This window comes from Desulfovibrio sp. Fe33 (genome assembly GCF_028532725.1).
GTDB lineage: Bacteria > Desulfobacterota > Desulfovibrionia > Desulfovibrionales > Desulfovibrionaceae > Pseudodesulfovibrio.
In genome coordinates, this window is record NZ_JAQKGU010000006.1 from 165,208 (window position 1) to 181,953 (window position 16,746).

Annotated in this window: 14 protein-coding genes and 1 tRNA gene; 5 read left to right on the top strand and 10 right to left on the bottom strand. The window is 59.9% G+C overall.

From position 1 onward, the window contains the following. Window positions 1-323: 323 nt before the first annotated feature. The 8 genes from nhaB to PSN43_RS10070 form a co-directional block, all read right to left on the bottom strand. Window positions 324-1,946, bottom strand: coding sequence for a sodium/proton antiporter NhaB (nhaB, locus tag PSN43_RS10035; RefSeq protein ID WP_272700584.1), 1,623 nt, complete (start codon window positions 1,944-1,946; stop codon window positions 324-326). A gap of 52 nt (window positions 1,947-1,998) precedes the next feature. Next, a complete protein-coding gene (locus PSN43_RS10040; protein WP_272700585.1) occupies window positions 1,999-3,420 on the bottom strand; it encodes a transferase in 1,422 nt (473 codons plus the stop codon). Window positions 3,421-3,512: 92 nt separating this feature from the next. Further along, window positions 3,513-4,988: an SLC13 family permease gene (locus PSN43_RS10045; protein ID WP_272700586.1), complete on the bottom strand. Its 1,476-nt coding sequence runs from the start codon at window positions 4,986-4,988 to the stop codon at window positions 3,513-3,515. Between the two features lie 27 nt (window positions 4,989-5,015). Then, window positions 5,016-5,537 (bottom strand): CBS domain-containing protein, encoded by a 522-nt coding sequence (locus tag PSN43_RS10050; protein WP_272700587.1) that lies wholly within the window; start codon window positions 5,535-5,537, stop codon window positions 5,016-5,018. Window positions 5,538-5,847: 310 nt separating this feature from the next. Continuing rightward, window positions 5,848-6,186, bottom strand: coding sequence for a NifB/NifX family molybdenum-iron cluster-binding protein (locus PSN43_RS10055; protein ID WP_272700588.1), 339 nt, complete (start codon window positions 6,184-6,186; stop codon window positions 5,848-5,850). 9 nt (window positions 6,187-6,195) lie between these two features. Then, on the bottom strand, window positions 6,196-7,584 hold the full coding sequence (locus PSN43_RS10060; RefSeq protein ID WP_272700589.1) for a sigma-54 interaction domain-containing protein: 1,389 nt from the start codon (window positions 7,582-7,584) through the stop codon (window positions 6,196-6,198). Between the two features lie 362 nt (window positions 7,585-7,946). After that, complete coding sequence (locus PSN43_RS10065; protein ID WP_272700613.1) at window positions 7,947-9,752, bottom strand: methyl-accepting chemotaxis protein; 1,806 nt, start codon at window positions 9,750-9,752, stop codon at window positions 7,947-7,949. 356 nt (window positions 9,753-10,108) lie between these two features. Next, a tRNA-Leu gene (locus PSN43_RS10070) sits at window positions 10,109-10,195 on the bottom strand. A 221-nt stretch (window positions 10,196-10,416) separates the two neighbouring features. Here PSN43_RS10070 and modA point away from each other — a divergent pair. The 3 genes from modA to PSN43_RS10085 are packed head-to-tail and all read left to right on the top strand — an operon-like array spanning window position 10,417 to window position 12,563. Then, the gene (modA, locus tag PSN43_RS10075; RefSeq protein ID WP_272700590.1) at window positions 10,417-11,151 is read left to right on the top strand and encodes a molybdate ABC transporter substrate-binding protein; all 735 of its coding nucleotides are present in this window, start codon (window positions 10,417-10,419) and stop codon (window positions 11,149-11,151) included. A 3-nt stretch (window positions 11,152-11,154) separates the two neighbouring features. After that, entirely contained in the window at window positions 11,155-11,811 is a 657-nt protein-coding gene (modB, locus tag PSN43_RS10080; protein WP_272700591.1) for a molybdate ABC transporter permease subunit, read from the top strand. Next, entirely contained in the window at window positions 11,811-12,563 is a 753-nt protein-coding gene (locus PSN43_RS10085; protein WP_336314032.1) for an ATP-binding cassette domain-containing protein, read from the top strand. Before modB ends, PSN43_RS10085 begins: the two co-directional genes overlap by 1 nt. A gap of 62 nt (window positions 12,564-12,625) precedes the next feature. Here PSN43_RS10085 and PSN43_RS10090 read toward each other — a convergent pair whose 3' ends face one another. Then, window positions 12,626-13,723, bottom strand: a complete 1,098-nt coding sequence (locus PSN43_RS10090; RefSeq protein ID WP_272700592.1) for a metallophosphoesterase — start codon at window positions 13,721-13,723, stop codon at window positions 12,626-12,628. A 356-nt stretch (window positions 13,724-14,079) separates the two neighbouring features. Between PSN43_RS10090 and PSN43_RS10095 the strand changes: the two genes are divergently transcribed. Together PSN43_RS10095 and PSN43_RS10100 are read left to right on the top strand one after the other, a co-directional pair. After that, a complete protein-coding gene (locus tag PSN43_RS10095; RefSeq protein ID WP_272700593.1) occupies window positions 14,080-15,831 on the top strand; it encodes a YeiH family protein in 1,752 nt (583 codons plus the stop codon). An 84-nt stretch (window positions 15,832-15,915) separates the two neighbouring features. Then, window positions 15,916-16,191, top strand: a complete 276-nt coding sequence (locus PSN43_RS10100) for a hypothetical protein (RefSeq protein WP_272700594.1) — start codon at window positions 15,916-15,918, stop codon at window positions 16,189-16,191. 80 nt (window positions 16,192-16,271) lie between these two features. On the opposite strand, the gene PSN43_RS10105 is transcribed toward PSN43_RS10100, so the two are convergent. After that, complete coding sequence (locus PSN43_RS10105; RefSeq protein ID WP_272700595.1) at window positions 16,272-16,628, bottom strand: hypothetical protein; 357 nt, start codon at window positions 16,626-16,628, stop codon at window positions 16,272-16,274. Between the last annotated feature and the right edge of the window lie 118 nt (window positions 16,629-16,746).

Sequence of the window (16,746 nt, forward strand, 5' to 3'; positions counted from 1 at the left end):
CGATATTCTCCCAAAAGAAACCCATATGTTTGACTCCGGGCGTCGCGGAGTAAGACGGTCCGGTCCGCTGGCGCACACAGGGGGCAAGGGGGCGGCGTCTTGATCGCCGAGCAATCAGCAGGACAGCGGACTGGGGCGCGGGTTTACCGGCACTTTTAAAGGGGAGGTCCGGACGGGGTGAATCAAGGTGAAATCACCCGGCTGGTGCCGCAAAGCGGCTTCTACGCCTGATTATTCCCTTCAGGGAGTAGTTGGGGTGGTTTCCAACGAAAAGGCCCCGCGCATCGCGCGGGGCCTTTGGCTTTGTCGGTGTTTCGGATGGCCTACCAGGAGAAGAAGTAGGTGGCGGCCAGGCCGGTGATGGACATGGTGATCGTGTAGGGCAGCGCCAGGACGACCATGCGGCCGTAGGACAGCCTGATGACCGGGGCCAGCGCCGAGGTCAGCAGGAACAGGAAGGCTGCCTGTCCGTTCGGAGTGGCCACGGACGGGATGTTGGTACCCGTGTTGATGGCCACGGCAAGGTGGTCGAGCTGGGTCATGACTTCGGTGACCTTGCCCTGGATGTCGGCGGGAAGCGAGGCGATGACGTCGGCGCGGGCCATGTGCGGATCGGTGAGACGGTCCATCAGGGCTACGCCGTCGGGGACGCCGGGGATCGCGGCCAGGACTTGTTCGAAGTGCATCTTGGTTTCCGAGATGTAGACTGTCGCCACGAAAACGTTGTCCGAGATCATGGAGAGCAAGCCGTTGGCCGAGTAGTAGGCGGCCAACTGGACCTGGCCGTTCAGGCCGAGGACGAAGTCCATGACCGGAGCGAAGAGGTGCTGGTCGTGGATGACGCCGACGATGGCGAAGAAGACCACGAGCAGCGCGGTGAAGGGCAGTGCCTCTTCGAAGGCGGGGCCGAGCTGATGTTCGTCGATGAAGCCGTTGAAGGCGGTCAGGAAGACGATGACGGACAGGCCGATGATGCCGACTTCGGCCAGGTGCAGCGCCAGAGCGACGATGAGCCAGATACCGACCAGGGCCTGGACCACGAGCTTGGCCTTGCCCTGAACGCCGCGCTTGGATTCCATTTCGATGGCGGTTTCAAGCAGATGGGAGCGGATGTTGCCGGGCAGTTGCGCGCCGTAACCGAAGAGATGGAATTTCTCAACGACCACGCAGGTCAGCAGGCCGGCCAGAAGGACGGGCATGGAAACGTGGGCCACGTTGAGGAAGAAGGGCACGAAGTGCCAGCCCATTTCCGCGCCGATGAGCAGGTTCTGAGGCTCGCCCACCAGGGTGCAGACGCCGCCCAGCGCGGTGCCGACCGCGCCGTGCATCATAAGGTTGCGCAGGAAGGCCCTAAATTCCATCAGGTCGTTGCGGTTCTGCTCCTTGACCGTCTCGTCGGAGCAGAGGTCGTGGGTGCAGGTCATGTTCTTGCCGGAGGCGAACCTGTGGTAGACGTTGTAGAACCCGAATGCGACGGCGATAATGACCGCGGTGACGGTCAGGGCGTCCAGGAATGCGGACAGGAACGCGCCCGCGAAACAGAAGAGCAGCGAGATGAGGATCTTGGACTGCACGCGGGTGAGGATGCGGGTGAAGGTGTACTGCAGGAAGTCCTTCATGAAGTAGATGCCCGCAACCATGAAGATCAGGAGCAGGATGACCGGGAAGTTGGTCAGGGCTTCATGATACACCGTGGCGGGTGATGTCATGCCCATAATGATGGCTTCCACGGCCAGCAGGCCGCCCGCGGGAAGCGGGTAGCATTTAAGCGCCATGGCCAGGGTGAAGATGAATTCACCTATCAGTACCCAGCCTGCAATGAATGGTCCGGCAGTGACCATTAGGATCGGGTTGATGATCAAAAAGGCGACGATGGCCATTTTGTACCAGTTGGGCGCGCTTCCGAGGAAGTTTTTGCTGAAGGCCTGGGTCAGTGTCTGAGGCATTGTCGGATACTCCTGATGATTGGATTGCCGGGATCTGTCTCGTGTGCAAGAACTAGTCCCCAATGGTCATTGTTGGATACATACCGGCATCCTTGCCTGATTGGAAAGGCTGAAGGATATTGAAGGCTGCATCCCTTGTCTTCTGGGCATGTCCGCGGGTTTTGTCGGACCCGTCGAAATATGCGCCGTTTTCTTCGCGAATATGGTCGATGCGGTGTCTGAACGCCTCGACGAAAGCCTTTCCGTCGCCCGTGAAGGTGGCGGTACCCAGAGCTACGTCCGAGGCGTTGGCCAACTCGTCCAAGTCTATGGAATGCGCTTCAAGGTCGGCCTGCGTCGTGATATAACCCCAAACAGCAGAGTTGTCAGGGATTATTATGCATTCTTTCGCATCAATAATGGTGTGAGGCATGACTATCGAGTTACGGCCGATAGTTATGGGACAATCCTGCCGGCCGTGAACGTAGGAGTTGAAGCCTATGAAGACGTTTTCGTCGACGGTGGTCCAGATGACTTTGCCGCCGTGGGCGGTGACGTCGTTGCCCTTGTAGATGGAATTCTGGATGTAGCAATTCTCCTGGGCGTTTGAGCCCTTGCCTATGTAGGAGTCCTCCACGTGCGCGCGCTGCACGATGAGGGCGTTCTCGCCTACAACGCATTTGCCCTTGATGACCGCGTACGGAGAAACGTAGGCCGTTTCCGGCACGTCGAAATCGGTTTCCGGGCGGGCTGTGGAGTAGATGGGCACGAAGTCTTCCTTGTATTCATCCACGTAGTCCACGAACTTGCCGCTCAGGTGGCCGTTTTCATCCAGCTTGACGTACTGCTCGATCACGCCTTCCGGGAAAACATAGTTGAATTCGAAAAGGTTGTTGGCCTTGATCCAGACGCGGCCGGGCTCCACCGTGGTCCGCGAAAGGTCTCCCGCCTGGACGTAGGCGAAGTCGCCGATGACGCAGTTGTGCATGATGGACAGGTCGGCGGTGGCGAATGCTCCCAGGTAGACTCCTTCCAGGGTGGTGCCGTGGATGTTGGAGTAATGCATGGCCGTCGAGTTGAGGATGCGAAAAACTTCGGGCGTCTCCGGGTTCTTGGAGTTGTTGTGGACCAGGGTCTTGACCAGGAAGGAATTGATGATGCGGATGACCTCGTCATAGAAGAGCTTGGTCTTGACCCCGTTGAATTCGACCACGTCCCCCCTGCGCTTGAGCTCGTCGCCGCGCACGTTGGATTTGTAGAGAACCGAGTGGTCCACCTGGGTCTTGCCGAGGAAATAGGTCCCGGCCAGGTTCGAGTTCTTGAATTTGAAGCTGATGGGGTGGTCTTCGGTCAGGGCGTAGAACGCGTAGTAGAGCAGGTGGCGTTCACGCGGGATGCAATTTTGAAGGATGGACCGGACGTCGACTCCCATGGGCTTGAGGTTGACGTTTACCCTGGACGTTATGTGATCGAATACTGCTTCGAGTTTTTCCATTATGCTCCCCGTGGTTTTGGTTGTTGCACAAAACGGCTGCCACGCCTAAGCGCGGCAGCCGTTTTATTACTGCGATTATACTCCCTTGATCGTTAACCCCCGACGGGAATCGTGATGGGCATACCCATGAGAGGCCAGATGACCAGGACGGCGAGGCCGACCACGACCATGAGCAACAGGGATGCCGGGACGCCCCAGGCGAAGAATTCACCGGTGGTGAACTGGCCGGAGTCGTAGGCGATGGCGTTGGGCGCCGCGCCTACCAGGAGCAGGAAGGGCATACCCGCCATGACCAGCGAGGCGTACAGGATGACTTCGGGAGCCACGCCCAGGTAAGGGGCGATGACCAGGGCCACGGGAAGCGATATGGCGATTGCCGCCACGTTCATGATGAAGTTGGTCATGATCATCACGAAGAAGGCGATGGACATGACGAAGACGAACCAGTTGGCGTTCTGGAACATGACCAGCCAGTTGACGGCCATCCACTTGGCCGCGCCGGTCTGCCACAGACAGAAGCCGATGGACATGGCACCCGCGAAAAGCAGGATGATGTTCCAGGGGATGTCTTCCAGGTCCTTGAGGTCCAGGATCTTGAAGATGAAGAAGAGGACGGAGGAGCAAAGGATGATGGCGGTCTTGTCAACGGCCTTGAGCGCCGGGACGAAGGCCCGCAGGGACATGATCAGGATGACGGAGCCGACGATGATGGCCGCCATGATTTCGGCGCGGGTCAGGCCGCCCATCTTGGCGTTGAGCTCGCGGGCCTTTTCGCGCAGGCCGGGGATGCGGTCCTTTTCGGGCTTGCAGACGATCATGAAGAAGCCCCAAAGGAGGAGGGTCATTCCCCAGCCGATGGGAGCCATGTAGTAGGACAGCTCGAAGAAGCCGACTTCAACGCCGACGATTTCCTTGAAGAAGCCCAGAGCCACCGCGCCGCGGGCCGCGCCGAGCAGGGTGACGACTGAGCCTGCGCCGGCCACATAGGCCATGCCGATGAACAATCCCTTGCCGAACTTGGTGGGCCGGTCGCCTTCGCCGTAGAGGGCGTAGATGGCCAGCAGCAGCGGATAGATGGTCGCGGCCACGGCGGTGTGCGCCATGATGTGGGTCAGGGCGGCGGTGACCACGAACACGCCGAGATAGATCATCGAGGTGCGTTCGCCCACAACGTCGAGCATCTTGTACGCCAGCCGTTTGGTCAGGCCGGTCTTGGTGAAGACCAGGCCGATCATGATGGACGCGAAGATGAAGAGGACCGAGGGGTCCATGAAGTCCTTGAACGCTTCGTTGGCCGTGCGGACGTGGAACATGACCTGAAGGATGCCGATCATCAGCGACGTGATGCCGATGGGCACAACTTCAAAGACCCACCATGTGCCAGCCAGAAGGAAGACCGCGATGGCTCCCTTGGCCTGCGTGGACAGGATGAAGTGTTCGCCCTTGGGGTCGATGGCGTCCGGCCAGGCCGGGGAATAATAAACGATGGCGAAAAGAAAGACGCCCGTGAGCATGAATGCCAGGCGTTTCCAATCGAAGGCGGATTTTGCAGTGCTTGCTGTCTCCATGAGAGTCTCCTCGTTGGACCGAACGGCCTAGTCGGCTTTGGCGCAGGTGTTCATGCGGCCGATGATTTCGTTGAAGACGTCCGACATGCGCAGGACGCCGGTGATCTTGCCGTCACGACGGACGATCAGCGGCTGGGGCGTGCCGACCATGTACATGTGCACGCCGTATTCGATGTCGCTGTCTTCATCCAGGTATTGGTCCTCTTCGGGGACATGCATGGCGTCGGTGACCTTGATCGCGACGCCTCGGGCGCAGATGTTGCCCAGGGTGTCGGACCAGAGGTTGAACTCCTTGAACTGCTCGGCGACATACCGATTGGAGAGAATGTCGCTGTCCAGGTCTTTCTTGAAAAGTTTTTTGTAGTTGGGCTCCAGCGCGGTGATGATGTCGGTCATGGTCAGGACCCCGGCGAAGGCGCCCCGTTCGTCCACGATGAAAATGTCCCGATGGGTGCCGCCCTGTAGCGCGGCGACCACGTCGCCGAGCGTGGCGTCCGTGCCCAGCGTCCGGTAGTCCCCCACCGGGGTCATAAGCTCTTTGACTTTCATGTATTCCTTCCTCCCAAGAAGTACTGTTGACACATTGCGGCGACTCCCCCTCTGCCAGGAAGCAGGTCGCCGCGTTGAAGTGAACACAGCCTCGGACCAGTTGACCGACGCCGACCCCCATCGGCGTGACCTTGTGAGCGAATCTCGCAGTCTAAAACGATCAAGTGACCCGCGTTTCTATAGATAGCAATTGGTTCCTTGCGTCAAGCGTCTTACGTGAAATTTTTCGCAAGGACGAAATGAAACATTGTGGAACGGTTCTGAAACGGCCGCCTGTCTCAAAGTGAAACAAAAAGAAACTAAAAGCGTGTCAGAAATAGAATTGCCCAGGGGAAAGCTGACCGGCGAGGTAGGCTTCCAGAATGGGATCGACCTGGCCGCAGACGTTGTCTACGACCTTGATGCCTTTGCGTTTCAGAAACTCGAAAACCTCGTTTTCTATGCCCGCGCAAATGATGGTCTGGATGTTCTCGGCCATGACCAGCCTGTACATGGCCTCGGCCGACGGTGTTTCAAAGTCGATGACCCGCTCGTTCAGGGTGCCCATGGCGCTGGTTTCCCGGGTGATGGAAATAATGAGCACCTTGGGGGCGAGGTCGAAGCGCGGGGACAGTTCGTCGTCCATGATGGGGATGAGGATATTTTCCATGCGGTCCGCCTATTCTATGCCGAAGTGTTTCATCTTGCGCCACAGGGTGGAGCGGCCCCAGCCCAACAGTTCGGCGGCCTTTGACTTGCGGCCGCCGGTCTTGACCAGCGCTTCCATTATCATTTTACGCTGCACATCCTCCCATCGTTCGGGAGGGGCGGCCAGGACCGCGCCTGCCTCCACCGGCCTCGGAGGTGTGGACAGGTTCTCGGGCAGGTTCGGCGCGTGGAGCATATAGCCGGGCAGGTGACGCATTCGAATGACGTTGGTGTCGCAGAAGTTGACCGCATATTCGATGAGGTTGCGCAGCTCCCTGATGTTGCCGGGAAATTCATAGGAGCGCATCAGGGTTTCCACGTTCTTGGAGAAACGGTCCACCTTTTTGCCGTAGCGGACCTGGAACATTTTCAGGAAGTGGTCCAGCAGCAGGAGCAGGTCTTCGCCACGTTCGCGCAAGGGCGGCAGGTGCAGCCGGATGACGTTGAGCCGGTAGAGTAGGTCGCGCCGGAACCGTTTGCGGCGGACCATGTCCTCCAGGTCGTAATGGCTGGCGGCCATGATGCGGACATCCGTATGGACGACCTTGGTGGAGCCGATCGGACGCACGGCGTGATCGTCCATGTAGGCCAGCAGCTTGGTCTGCAACGGCAGGGGAAGATCGCCGATTTCGGTGAAAAAGAGGGTGCCCCCGTGGGCCATGCGCAGTCTGCCTGGCTTGGCCTGGTCCGCGCCGGGCAAGGCGTTCTTGGTGTGGCCGAAGAGTTCGGACTCCAGCAGCGGCACGGGCAGCGCGCCGCAGTTCACCTTGACGAAGGGGCCGTCCCGGTCGGACTCCTTGTGGATTTCCTCGGCCAGCATGTCCTTGCCCGTGCCCGTCTCGCCGGTGATGAGCACCGGCGAATCGGTTTGGGCGATGGACGGGGTCATGGAGAATATCTTGCGTACCTCGGGGCTCCGGCCCACCAGTTCGCCCAGCCCGGAAACTCCGCTGACGATCTCGTCCAGGGCGTGAATCGACGCGGGCATCAGCGTTTCGATGACTCCCCGGACGGACCCGTCGTCGGCCACCAGCGGCGCGAGGGTCAGGTGGATGCTGAGTTTTTCCCGGTCGCGGTTGATGATGTTCGTTTCCACGGTCCGGGCCCGCTTGTCCGCCCATTCGCCCCGCATGGGACACTTTCGCATACAGTAGTCCGAGCGCAGGGCGTGGTGGCATCGAATGCCGAGGACCTGGTCTCCGCTCACCCCGGTCAGGGACTCGTAGTTCCTGTTCACGGCCAGCAACGTTCCGTTCCTGTCCATGATGGCCACGCCCAAAGGAAGCACGTCCAGGAGGGCGGCAAGTCCCTGCTTGTTCGATAGGTTGCGTATCAGCGCTGCCGGATCGGCTATGGCCATGGATATCCTTCGGTTGAACGATTTTTCACAAGCCAGTGAACCATAATGAAACGTAGTCGGGATGACAAGCGGGGATGCGTTGCGGGCGGGGGTATTCATGCTTTTCGACATGAAAAAGGGAACTGCTCCTTAAATTTCCTGATGAATAAAATCCGGCGGTGAAAGCCGTTTCGCGGCAATGGCCGGGTGATTTCGCTTCCGGAGGGCGAGGGGCGCGCCCTTGCATCCCATGTATGCGCTTTCGGCGCGTTTTTTTACTCCGCGGTGTTCTGCCGCGAAAGTGGGGGAGTCAACGATATTGGATCCAAAAAAAGGCGCGGGGAATTCCCCGCGCCTCGGTTGCATTTTTGGCTTGTTCGCCGCTAATGGGCGTTCATTTCCTCAATGAGCTTGTGCAGACGGTTGGACAGCTTGGCCAGCTTGTTGATGGCTTCGGCGGACTGGTTCATTCCTTCGGCCGTTTCAGTCGCGATGTGGTTGATGTCTTCCACGGCCCGGTTGATTTCCTCGGAGGCGGCGGACTGCTCCTCCGCGGCGGTGGCGATGGACTGCACCTGTCCCGAGGTGTCGTCGGCGTAGTTGACGATGGAGTCCAGGGCTTCGCCGGAGCTGTTGGCCAGGCTTGTGGCCTGTTCCACGACCTGGGCCGCGTGGTCCACGCTTTGGATGTTGGCGGTGGCGGCGTTTTGGATGACCTGGATGGCGTCCCCAACCTCCTTGGTGGCGGCCATGGTCTTTTCCGCAAGTTTGCGGACCTCGTCGGCGACCACGGCGAAGCCTCGTCCCGCCTCGCCCGCTCGGGCGGCCTCAATGGCCGCGTTGAGGGCGAGGAGGTTGGTCTGGTCGGCGATGTCCTCGATGACGTTCATGATCTGTCCGATGTCGGTGGTCTGCTTGCCGAGCTGGTCCATGGACTGCTTGAGGGTGGAGGTCAGGTCGTGGACTTCGCGGATGGCGTCCGTGGCCTCGCGCACGATCTTCGCCCCTTCCTGCGCCTGGGTGCGGGCGTTGGCCGCGGATTCGGCGGAGTTGGAGGAGTTGCGCGCCACTTCGAGGACGGTGGCGTTCATTTCCTCCATGGCCGTGGCGGTCTGGGTGGTGCGGTCGCGCTGGACCTCGGCCCCCTTGCTCACCTGTTGGGCCTGGGCGGATATTTCGTCGGCGGCCGAAGTGACTTGTTCGGCGATGAGAGAGGCTTCGCCCGCGATGCGCTGCATGGTGGACAGCAACTCGTTGCTTCGTGCTTCCTGCGCCTTGGCGGCTTCCATGGCCGTTTCCGCCACGCCTTGGGCGTGCTCGGCTTCGTCCTGCTTCTGGGCTGCTTCGAGCATTTTTGCCTTGAGGTTGCCGACCATGGTCTGAATGGCTTCCTTCACGACGCCCAGTTCGGCGGCGAAGTGTCCCTCCGGCTCGGCGTCGATGTCGCCGTCGGCCACGGACTTGGCGTAGGTGCGGATGCGGAAGAGCGGTCCGACGATGATGAGCTTGACCAGGAACCAGACCAGGATGCCCACGGCCAGAAGTACGGCTGTGGTTTCCAGGGCGGCGTACAGCTCGGATGTGAACACGCTGGCGTTGACCTGGTCCAAGGAGGTGATGATCTCGAACGCGCCGTGGATTTCGCCTTCCTTCCAGCCTTCCTTGATGCCGCCGACTGGATCGCGGTCGCCTCTGGCGTCGCCGTGGCAGTACAGGCATTCCTTGGTCAGGCGGATGGGCCGGAAGTAACGTATTTCGTTGTTTTCAATGAGAATTTTTTCATCGAGGTTCTTGGCCTTGAGCTCGGCCAGCACCTTTTCCTCGATGGGGGTGGGTTTGTTAACCGGATTGCGAGGGGCCACTTTGGGAACCCGGAAATTGTAGTCGAGTTCCTTGGCCTTCTGCTTGGCGATGTTGATGGCCGTGATGACCGGGATGGATTCGAGGAGCTTTTCCCGGGTGTCGAGTTGGTCGAAGGGGACCATGATGCCCATGTTCAGCTTTTTGGCCATCTCGTTGCGGGCGGCCTCGGCCATGAGAATGAGCGCCCGGCTTTGCTGGACAATGCCGTTTTCGGCGTCGTTGCGAATCTGGATGGCCTGGTGGATGGACAGTACGGTTGCGACGATGACCGGTCCGAGCAGGGCCAGGGCCAGCACTTTCAACTTCAAGCTCAAATTGGCGAACATGGAATCCTCAACGTCTTTGAATGTATTGACAAGAACAGTATCGGCTATTTTGCGCATTACTATACGGAACCCGCTTCATTTTCGTGAAAAAATGCAAAGGTCCGTTTCCTTGCGCCCGAAGGCTTGGTCCGTCGTTGAGGCAGGACCACGGGAGTAGCCCGACTGCCGTCGGTTTCAGCCGTCCCGTGTGCTGGGGCGCGGAGCACAGGCCGCGTCCTCGCATGTAGTCGAAACACCATCGATTGTCCATTGAGAGGCAAGGCTGTCGAGCGTCGGTATTTTGAGGCGGAGGGCGGAAGAAGATGGAGGCAAATGAAAAGGGTCGCAACCTGTCGGTCGCGACCCTTGTACTAGCATGGTGCCGAAGAGAAGACTCGAACTTCCACGGGAATACTCCCACTAGACCCTGAACCTAGCGTGTCTACCAATTCCACCACTTCGGCACGTTCAGGAAGAGTCTGTTTATAAGAGAAAAGTTTCGTTTGCAAGCTTTATTTCAATCTTTTTTTGAGAGAAGGTGCTGGCCGAGGGCGGAGGTGGGTTGTATTGTCACGATTTTAGGTGTTCGCGTGATCGACTTGTCCGCAATGCGGAAATGTCCGTACCAAAGAGGCGAGATCCCGTACTGTCCGAAACACTAAAAAACACTAGTTCAGGAGTCGTCATGAAACGCATTTGCTCATTGGTGCTGGCTTTGTGTCTCCTCGTTCCCTCGGGAGCCTCCGCCGCGGACCTGCTTATCGCCCAGGCGGCCAACTTCACGCCGGTAATGAAGGAGATCATTCCCGCCTTCGAGAAGGCCACCGGGCTGACCGCCCAGGCCACCTACGCCTCCACCGGCAAGTTGTACGGCCAGATCGTCAATGACGCTCCGTTCGACATCTTCCTGGCTGCCGACGAGAAACGCCCCGACAAGCTGTACGCCGACGGCCTGGCCGAGAAACCCTTCATCTACGCCATGGGACAGGTGGTCCTGTGGTCCGCCAACAAGGATTTCTGCGGCGAGGATTGGAAGGCCACGGTGCTCAACCCGGCGGTCAAGCGTGTTGCCATCGCCAACACCGAAACCGCGCCCTACGGCACATCGGCCATGAAGGCCATGCAGAAAGCTGGCGCCTGGGACGAGGTGCAGCCCAAGCTCGTCTTCGGCCAGTCCATTTCCCAGACTTTCCAATTCGCTTCCACCGGCTCGGCCGACGTGGGCTTCTGCGCCTACTCCTCTGTTTTCACCGACGAAGGACGGAAGGGTTGTTTCGTGGTGGTGGACCAGGCTCCGCCGGTCATTCAGGCCGGTTGCGTGCTGAAGTCCGCTCCGCATCCCGACGCGGCGGCCCAGTTTGTTGACTTCCTGTCCTCTCCCGAGGTGCAGGCGATGAAGCTCAAGTACGGATACAAGTAGCCCATGGATTGGACTCCGCTGATTCTTTCGGCCAAGCTGGCCTTCTGGACCATGTTGCTCATTCCCGTGGCGGCCTCCCCGTTGGCCAGTCTTCTGGCCTTCGGGAGGTTCAGGGGTAAAAGCCTGCTCGACGCCGTGATTACCCTGCCCATGGTCATGCCGCCCACGGTGCTTGGCTTCGCCCTGCTCGTGGTCATGGGGCCGCGCGGGTTCATGGGCGGCGTTTGGGAGGATCTGACAGGAAACCGGCTGGTCTTCAGTTTCGCGGGCATTCTGATGGCGTCGCTCGTCTTTAATCTGCCGTTCGCCGTCCAGCCGTTGCGCGCATCGCTGGAAAAGCTCGATCCGAGGCTGCTCGAAAGCGCGGCCGTGCTCGGGCTGTCGCCGTTGTCCGCCTTTTTCCGCATTGTGCTGCCGAACTGCCTGGGCGGCCTTGCCGCCGCTTCCATCCTGGTGTTTGCGCACAGCCTGGGCGAGTTCGGGGTCATTCTCATGGTGGGCGGCAGCATTCCCGGGCAGACCCAGGTAGCCTCGGTGGCGATCTTCGAGGCCGTCGAGGCGTTGCGCTTCGATGACGCCTTCCGCATGTCGGCGGCCCTGATTCCCGTCTGCTTCGTGGTGCTTCTGATAATAAACAAGATCAATGCGAGGCGTTCCTGATGCTCGATGTCGCAATGACCAAACGGCTGAAACATTTTGATCTCGATCTGGCTTTTTCCTGCGCCCCGGGCGAGTTGACCGCGGTTATAGGCCCGTCGGGCGCGGGCAAGACAACGCTGGTCCGTCTTCTGGCCGGACTGGAGAAGCCCGATTCGGGAAAGATTGCCTTCGGAGAAGAGGTCTGGGCCGATGCGGCAAAGCGGGTTTTTGTGCCCGCCCGGAAGCGCGGCCTGAGTCTGGTCTTTCAGGATTACACTCTGTTTCCGCATCTGACCATTCGCAAGAACGTCGCCTTTGCCGCGTCCGATGAAGACAGGGTGGACGAACTCATGTCCATGTTCGGCATCAGGCATCTGGCATCATGTCGGCCGTCGGCCATTTCCGGCGGCGAGCGTCAGCGGGCGGCCTTTTGCCAGGCCCTCGCCCGGGACCCTGTGCTGCTTCTGCTGGATGAGCCGTTTTCAGCCCTGGATGTGGCCAACCGGCGGAATCTGCGCAGTTGTCTCAAGGAGCTCAAAAGCGAGTTGAACATACCCATCCTGCATGTGACCCATGACCTGGACGAGGCCCTCTTCCTGGGCGACACCGTCATGGCTGTGGAAAACGGGAAGATCGCTCCCGATTGGCTCAAGGAGCAGCAGGCCATCCAGCGGCATCTGGCCGTGTCCGGTTTGTCCAGGGCCGGAGTCGGGTCCTCGGTTTGCGCAGATGAGCCGTCGCCGGAGAAACACGCGCTTCTCGGCTGCGGGTAGGTTGCGGGGCTGATGATCGCGCCGAAGGACGCGCGGTCCCGGCCTGGACGGGCGGGACGCGCTCAGTCGGCGCGCAGGGTGATTTTGAGCAGTTCTCCCGGATTCCAAAGACGCATACGCGCACCCCATACGCCCGCTCCCCGGGTGACGATGAACGTCATGGGGCCGATTTCAAACCTTCCCTCCACCAGCGGAAAACTCAGTCTCACAACATAGTTGAAGGGCCATATCTGGCCGCCGTGGGTATGTCCGGCAAGCATCAGTCCGGTCCCGAGGGACGCGGCCTCCTCGTAGCGCAGCGGCGTGTGGGAGAGCAGGATTGTGGCCCCGGCCGGGCGGTCGGCCAGGGCTTCGGCCACCGGGTCGTTGGTCGCTTGGCTGCCCTGGTGGGTGCTCAGGTCTTCGACTCCGGCCACCACCAGTCCGGGCGCGGGTGAATCCCATCTGTTCACCAGAACCGTGAACCCGGCGTCGTGAAACAGCCGCAGGGCCTTTTCCGGAAAACCGTGATTCTCGTGGTTGCCCGGCACGGCATAGACGCCGAGCGGAGCGCGCAGGGTGCTCAGGGCGGGCAGGAGCGCGTTCAACTGCCGGGAATGTCCCTCAACGATGTCGCCGAGGAGCAGGATTATGTCCGGCTTGAGGGTCATGATCTGGTCCGCGCGCGTCTTGAGCCAATCCGGACCGAGCTGGGTGCCTGCGTGGAGGTCAGAAACGGCGGCGACGGTGATTCCGTCCAACTCGTCCGGCAGGCCCGGCAGGGCGACCTCATATTCAGTGATGATGGGCGCGCGCATTCCCTGGACCAGGGCCGCGCCCGACAGGACCAGGGCCAGGGCGAAGGCCGCACGGCGAAGTCTGGGGGCGGCTGCGGGCAGGAACCGGCCGAAGAAGGTGGCGGCGTCCACAACGGCCAGCAGGGCGGCGGCCAGGAAAAGGGTGATGAGCAGGCTGAGCCCGACGCTTTCGAGAATGATGGACCATTGGCCGAAGTTGGCTCTGCCCACGTATCGGGCGACCATGATGAACAGCCAGGCGCACAGGCCGAGGACCATGCGGGTTCTGCATGTCAGGGAGCCCAGGAAGGGCAGTCCGTCCATGCGCCGGAAGACATAGGCGGTCATGATCGCTGCCGCGCCCAGAAGATACGTGCTGAACATCGCGTTTCTCTAGCAGGTCCGATTCTGAAAGGCCAGGCAGCCCGCGCCTGGAGATTGCCGTCTGTTCAGTGGATTACCGCCCCCCGCCCCGTCCCCCGATCGCGTCTTTGGCGCTTGTTTTGGTTTGCGGAAGGGCAATGCAAAGTCGAAGTGACAATGACGCTTGCGAAACTGCAAAGTCGTGTTTGCATATTCTGTCGTGACGTTTTGTAGTAATATTGTTATTTCAGTATGTTGCTGCGTATTGAGAAAGTGGCCCGGCATTTGCTCATTGGAGAAAGCGAATTGGTTCCATCGGATCGTCCGGGGGGACGGTTCGACTGAAGAGTAACTGCTTTATTGAGGAGTTTTAGTAAATGGCTGATAACGCTGTCCAACAGAACGCCGAGGTGGTCGTCGACAAGGCGACCAGCTCCTGGTCCGACCTCTGGAAAAAAGAGGATTACTGGGCCATTTGGTTGGGATTTCTGATCCTGATCGTGGGGTCCATCATTTATTTCAACAACAAGCCTGCGGAGATGAACGAGAAGTTCATCCAGGCCAATGCGATCATGGAGCAGGAAGCAGCCCGCGCCCCGTTCAAGACCGTGGCCTGGTACGAAGCTCAGACCGCCAAGGAAAAGATCAAGGCCAAGAATCAGCCCATCGGCAAGACCATCGCCGCGTTGATGGCTCAGCCCAAGAGCTGGTCCACCAACCCCCTGAACTCCTTCTATCAGACTCAGGAGCAGGCCGACATCAAGAACGCCAAGGCCATGCCCAAGTATGAGGCCGCCAAGGCGGCCGCCGCCGCGGCCAAGACCGAGGCTCTGGCCGCGCAGGTTGCGGCCGAGAAGGCCGGCTTCAAGAGCGCCGAGCTGAACACCCAGGCTTCGTCCTCCATCGAGACTTGGCTGAAATCCCGCTCCAAGGAGGCGTCCGCCAAGAAGAAGATCGGCAACAAGCCGTTCAACCTGCTTCCCGGTTTGCTCCTGATGCTGGTCGGCTTCGGTATCATTTTCGCCATCGGCATCAAGTTTATTGACGGCGATTGGGTCAAGTTCCTCAAGGGCTTTGGACTGGTGTTTGCCGTAGCCGTGCTCTCATACGTGATGGCCGGGCAGGCTACCATGAAGCAGTACGGCATCGGTTACGCCGCCTGGGCCATCGCCATCGGTTTGCTCATCTCCAACACCATCGGCACGCCGGAGTGGGCCAAGAAGGCTCTCCAGGTTGAGTTCTTCATCAAGACCGGCCTGGTGCTGCTGGGCGCCGAGGTGCTGTTCAACAAGGTCATCGCCATCGGTATCCCGGGCATCTTTGTCGCCTGGGTCGTTACCCCGGTCGTCCTGATTACCACGTTCATCTTCGGCCAGAAGGTCGTCAAGATGCCGTCCAAGACCCTGAACATGGTCATCTCCGCCGACATGTCCGTCTGCGGCACCTCCGCAGCCATTGCGGCCGCCGCAGCCTGTAAGGCCAAGAAAGAGGAGCTGACCCTGTCCATCGGTCTGTCCCTGGTCTTCACCTCCATTATGATGGTGCTCATGCCCGCCGTCATCAAGGCCACCGGTATGCCCTACATTCTGGGCGGCGCCTGGATGGGCGGCACCATCGACGCCACCGGCGCCGTGGCCGCGGCCGGTGCGTTCCTGTCTGAAAAGGCTCTGTACGTCGCCGCAACCATCAAGATGATCCAGAACGTCATGATCGGCGTTACCGCCTTCGGTATCGCCATCTACTGGTGCACCCGCGTTGATTGCGTGCAGGGCCAGAAAGTTCACGCCATTGAAATCTGGCACCGCTTCCCGAAGTTCGTGCTGGGCTTCCTGACCGCTTCCGTGATCTTCTCCATCGTCTACGCCGCCATCGGCTCGGACGCCGGATTCACCATGGTCGACCAGGGCGTGCTGCGCGGCTTCTCCCGCATCTTCCGCGGCTGGTTCTTCTGCCTGTCCTTTGCCGCCATCGGCCTGGCCACCAACTTCCGTGAGCTGAAGCACTACTTCAAGGGCGGCAAGCCGCTGATCCTGTACGTGTGCGGCCAGTCCTTCAACCTGGCCCTGACCCTGCTCATGGCCTACCTGATGTTCTACGTGGTGTTCCCGGACATCACCGCCAAGATCTAACGCAGGCCCCAGGGAAGGGATACCCTCGCTAAAGCGGAGGGGGGCGTTCGCGCCCCCCTCCATAGTCATTAAAAGGAGAGAACAATGGAAAACCGAAGCTTGCCGCAACGCCTGGCGGCGTTCGCCCTGTCTTGCGCGGCCGTGTGGGTCTTCACGTTTCTGATCGGACCGGAAGTTGTGGAATCGTCGGAAGCGTTTCAGAAGTTGGGCGATTTCATCGTTGAAGAAAACATCGAGACCGGCATGTTCTATTACACCGACGTTGAGATTGTGGGCCACGCCGATCACAACGCCCGTTCCACCATGGAGTACATGCCCCATGGACCGGGTCCCATGCCCGTGACGTCTTCCAGCCGGTAGGCGGGACGCCCGCCTTCGGGATGCGCAGCAGGACTCCGCGACGCGCCCGCAGGAATTCTCGGGGGTGCGGGCGAGCCCCGCTACGGGTCGTTTCCGGCGTCGAAGAGGGTCTCTATGAGCCTGTTCGCCTGTTTGAGATAGAGAAAGACCCTGGTGACGGCCCCCAGAAAGTAGCCGACCTGTTCCAGTTCGCTTTCGCCGAGGCCCCAGACACGAAAATAGAACCGGAAGGCCAGGAACATGGTCAGCCAGCAGAGTATGGCAATGGGAATGGCGGCGTTAAGGCGGCTGAAAAGGGTCGCACCGGATATTTTCTTTTGAAAAAACAGGACAAACGACGCAGCGGTACGCAGGACTCCCGTCCAGCCTCTGCTGAACATGTCCGCTGTCGCGACGCCGAAGAAAGCGGCCGCGATCGACAGGATCAGGTGGTTCATGCCGCCGGCTCTCCTGTTAATTGTGCTTTTCACCGCTTATCATTGCCTATACAGTCCCGAAAGAAGTTGCGTCAAGGAATCCCCGAGCGGGGCGGGCGCGGCTCGGATTTCGTTAGGT

Excerpts from the sequence above, each read along its gene's own strand:
- nhaB (WP_272700584.1), bottom strand. The coding sequence starts at position 1,946 with ATGCCTCAGACACTGACCCAGGCCTTCAGCAAAAACTTCCTCGGAAGC.
- PSN43_RS10040 (WP_272700585.1), bottom strand. The coding sequence starts at position 3,420 with ATGGAAAAACTCGAAGCAGTATTCGATCACATAACGTCCAGGGTAAAC.
- PSN43_RS10045 (WP_272700586.1), bottom strand. The coding sequence starts at position 4,988 with ATGGAGACAGCAAGCACTGCAAAATCCGCCTTCGATTGGAAACGCCTG.
- PSN43_RS10050 (WP_272700587.1), bottom strand. The coding sequence starts at position 5,537 with ATGAAAGTCAAAGAGCTTATGACCCCGGTGGGGGACTACCGGACGCTG.
- PSN43_RS10055 (WP_272700588.1), bottom strand. The coding sequence starts at position 6,186 with ATGGAAAATATCCTCATCCCCATCATGGACGACGAACTGTCCCCGCGC.
- PSN43_RS10060 (WP_272700589.1), bottom strand. The coding sequence starts at position 7,584 with ATGGCCATAGCCGATCCGGCAGCGCTGATACGCAACCTATCGAACAAG.
- PSN43_RS10065 (WP_272700613.1), bottom strand. The coding sequence starts at position 9,752 with ATGTTCGCCAATTTGAGCTTGAAGTTGAAAGTGCTGGCCCTGGCCCTG.
- modA (WP_272700590.1), top strand. The coding sequence starts at position 10,417 with ATGAAACGCATTTGCTCATTGGTGCTGGCTTTGTGTCTCCTCGTTCCC.
- modB (WP_272700591.1), top strand. The coding sequence starts at position 11,155 with ATGGATTGGACTCCGCTGATTCTTTCGGCCAAGCTGGCCTTCTGGACC.
- PSN43_RS10085 (WP_336314032.1), top strand. The coding sequence starts at position 11,811 with ATGCTCGATGTCGCAATGACCAAACGGCTGAAACATTTTGATCTCGAT.
- PSN43_RS10090 (WP_272700592.1), bottom strand. The coding sequence starts at position 13,723 with ATGTTCAGCACGTATCTTCTGGGCGCGGCAGCGATCATGACCGCCTAT.
- PSN43_RS10095 (WP_272700593.1), top strand. The coding sequence starts at position 14,080 with ATGGCTGATAACGCTGTCCAACAGAACGCCGAGGTGGTCGTCGACAAG.
- PSN43_RS10100 (WP_272700594.1), top strand. The coding sequence starts at position 15,916 with ATGGAAAACCGAAGCTTGCCGCAACGCCTGGCGGCGTTCGCCCTGTCT.
- PSN43_RS10105 (WP_272700595.1), bottom strand. The coding sequence starts at position 16,628 with ATGAACCACCTGATCCTGTCGATCGCGGCCGCTTTCTTCGGCGTCGCG.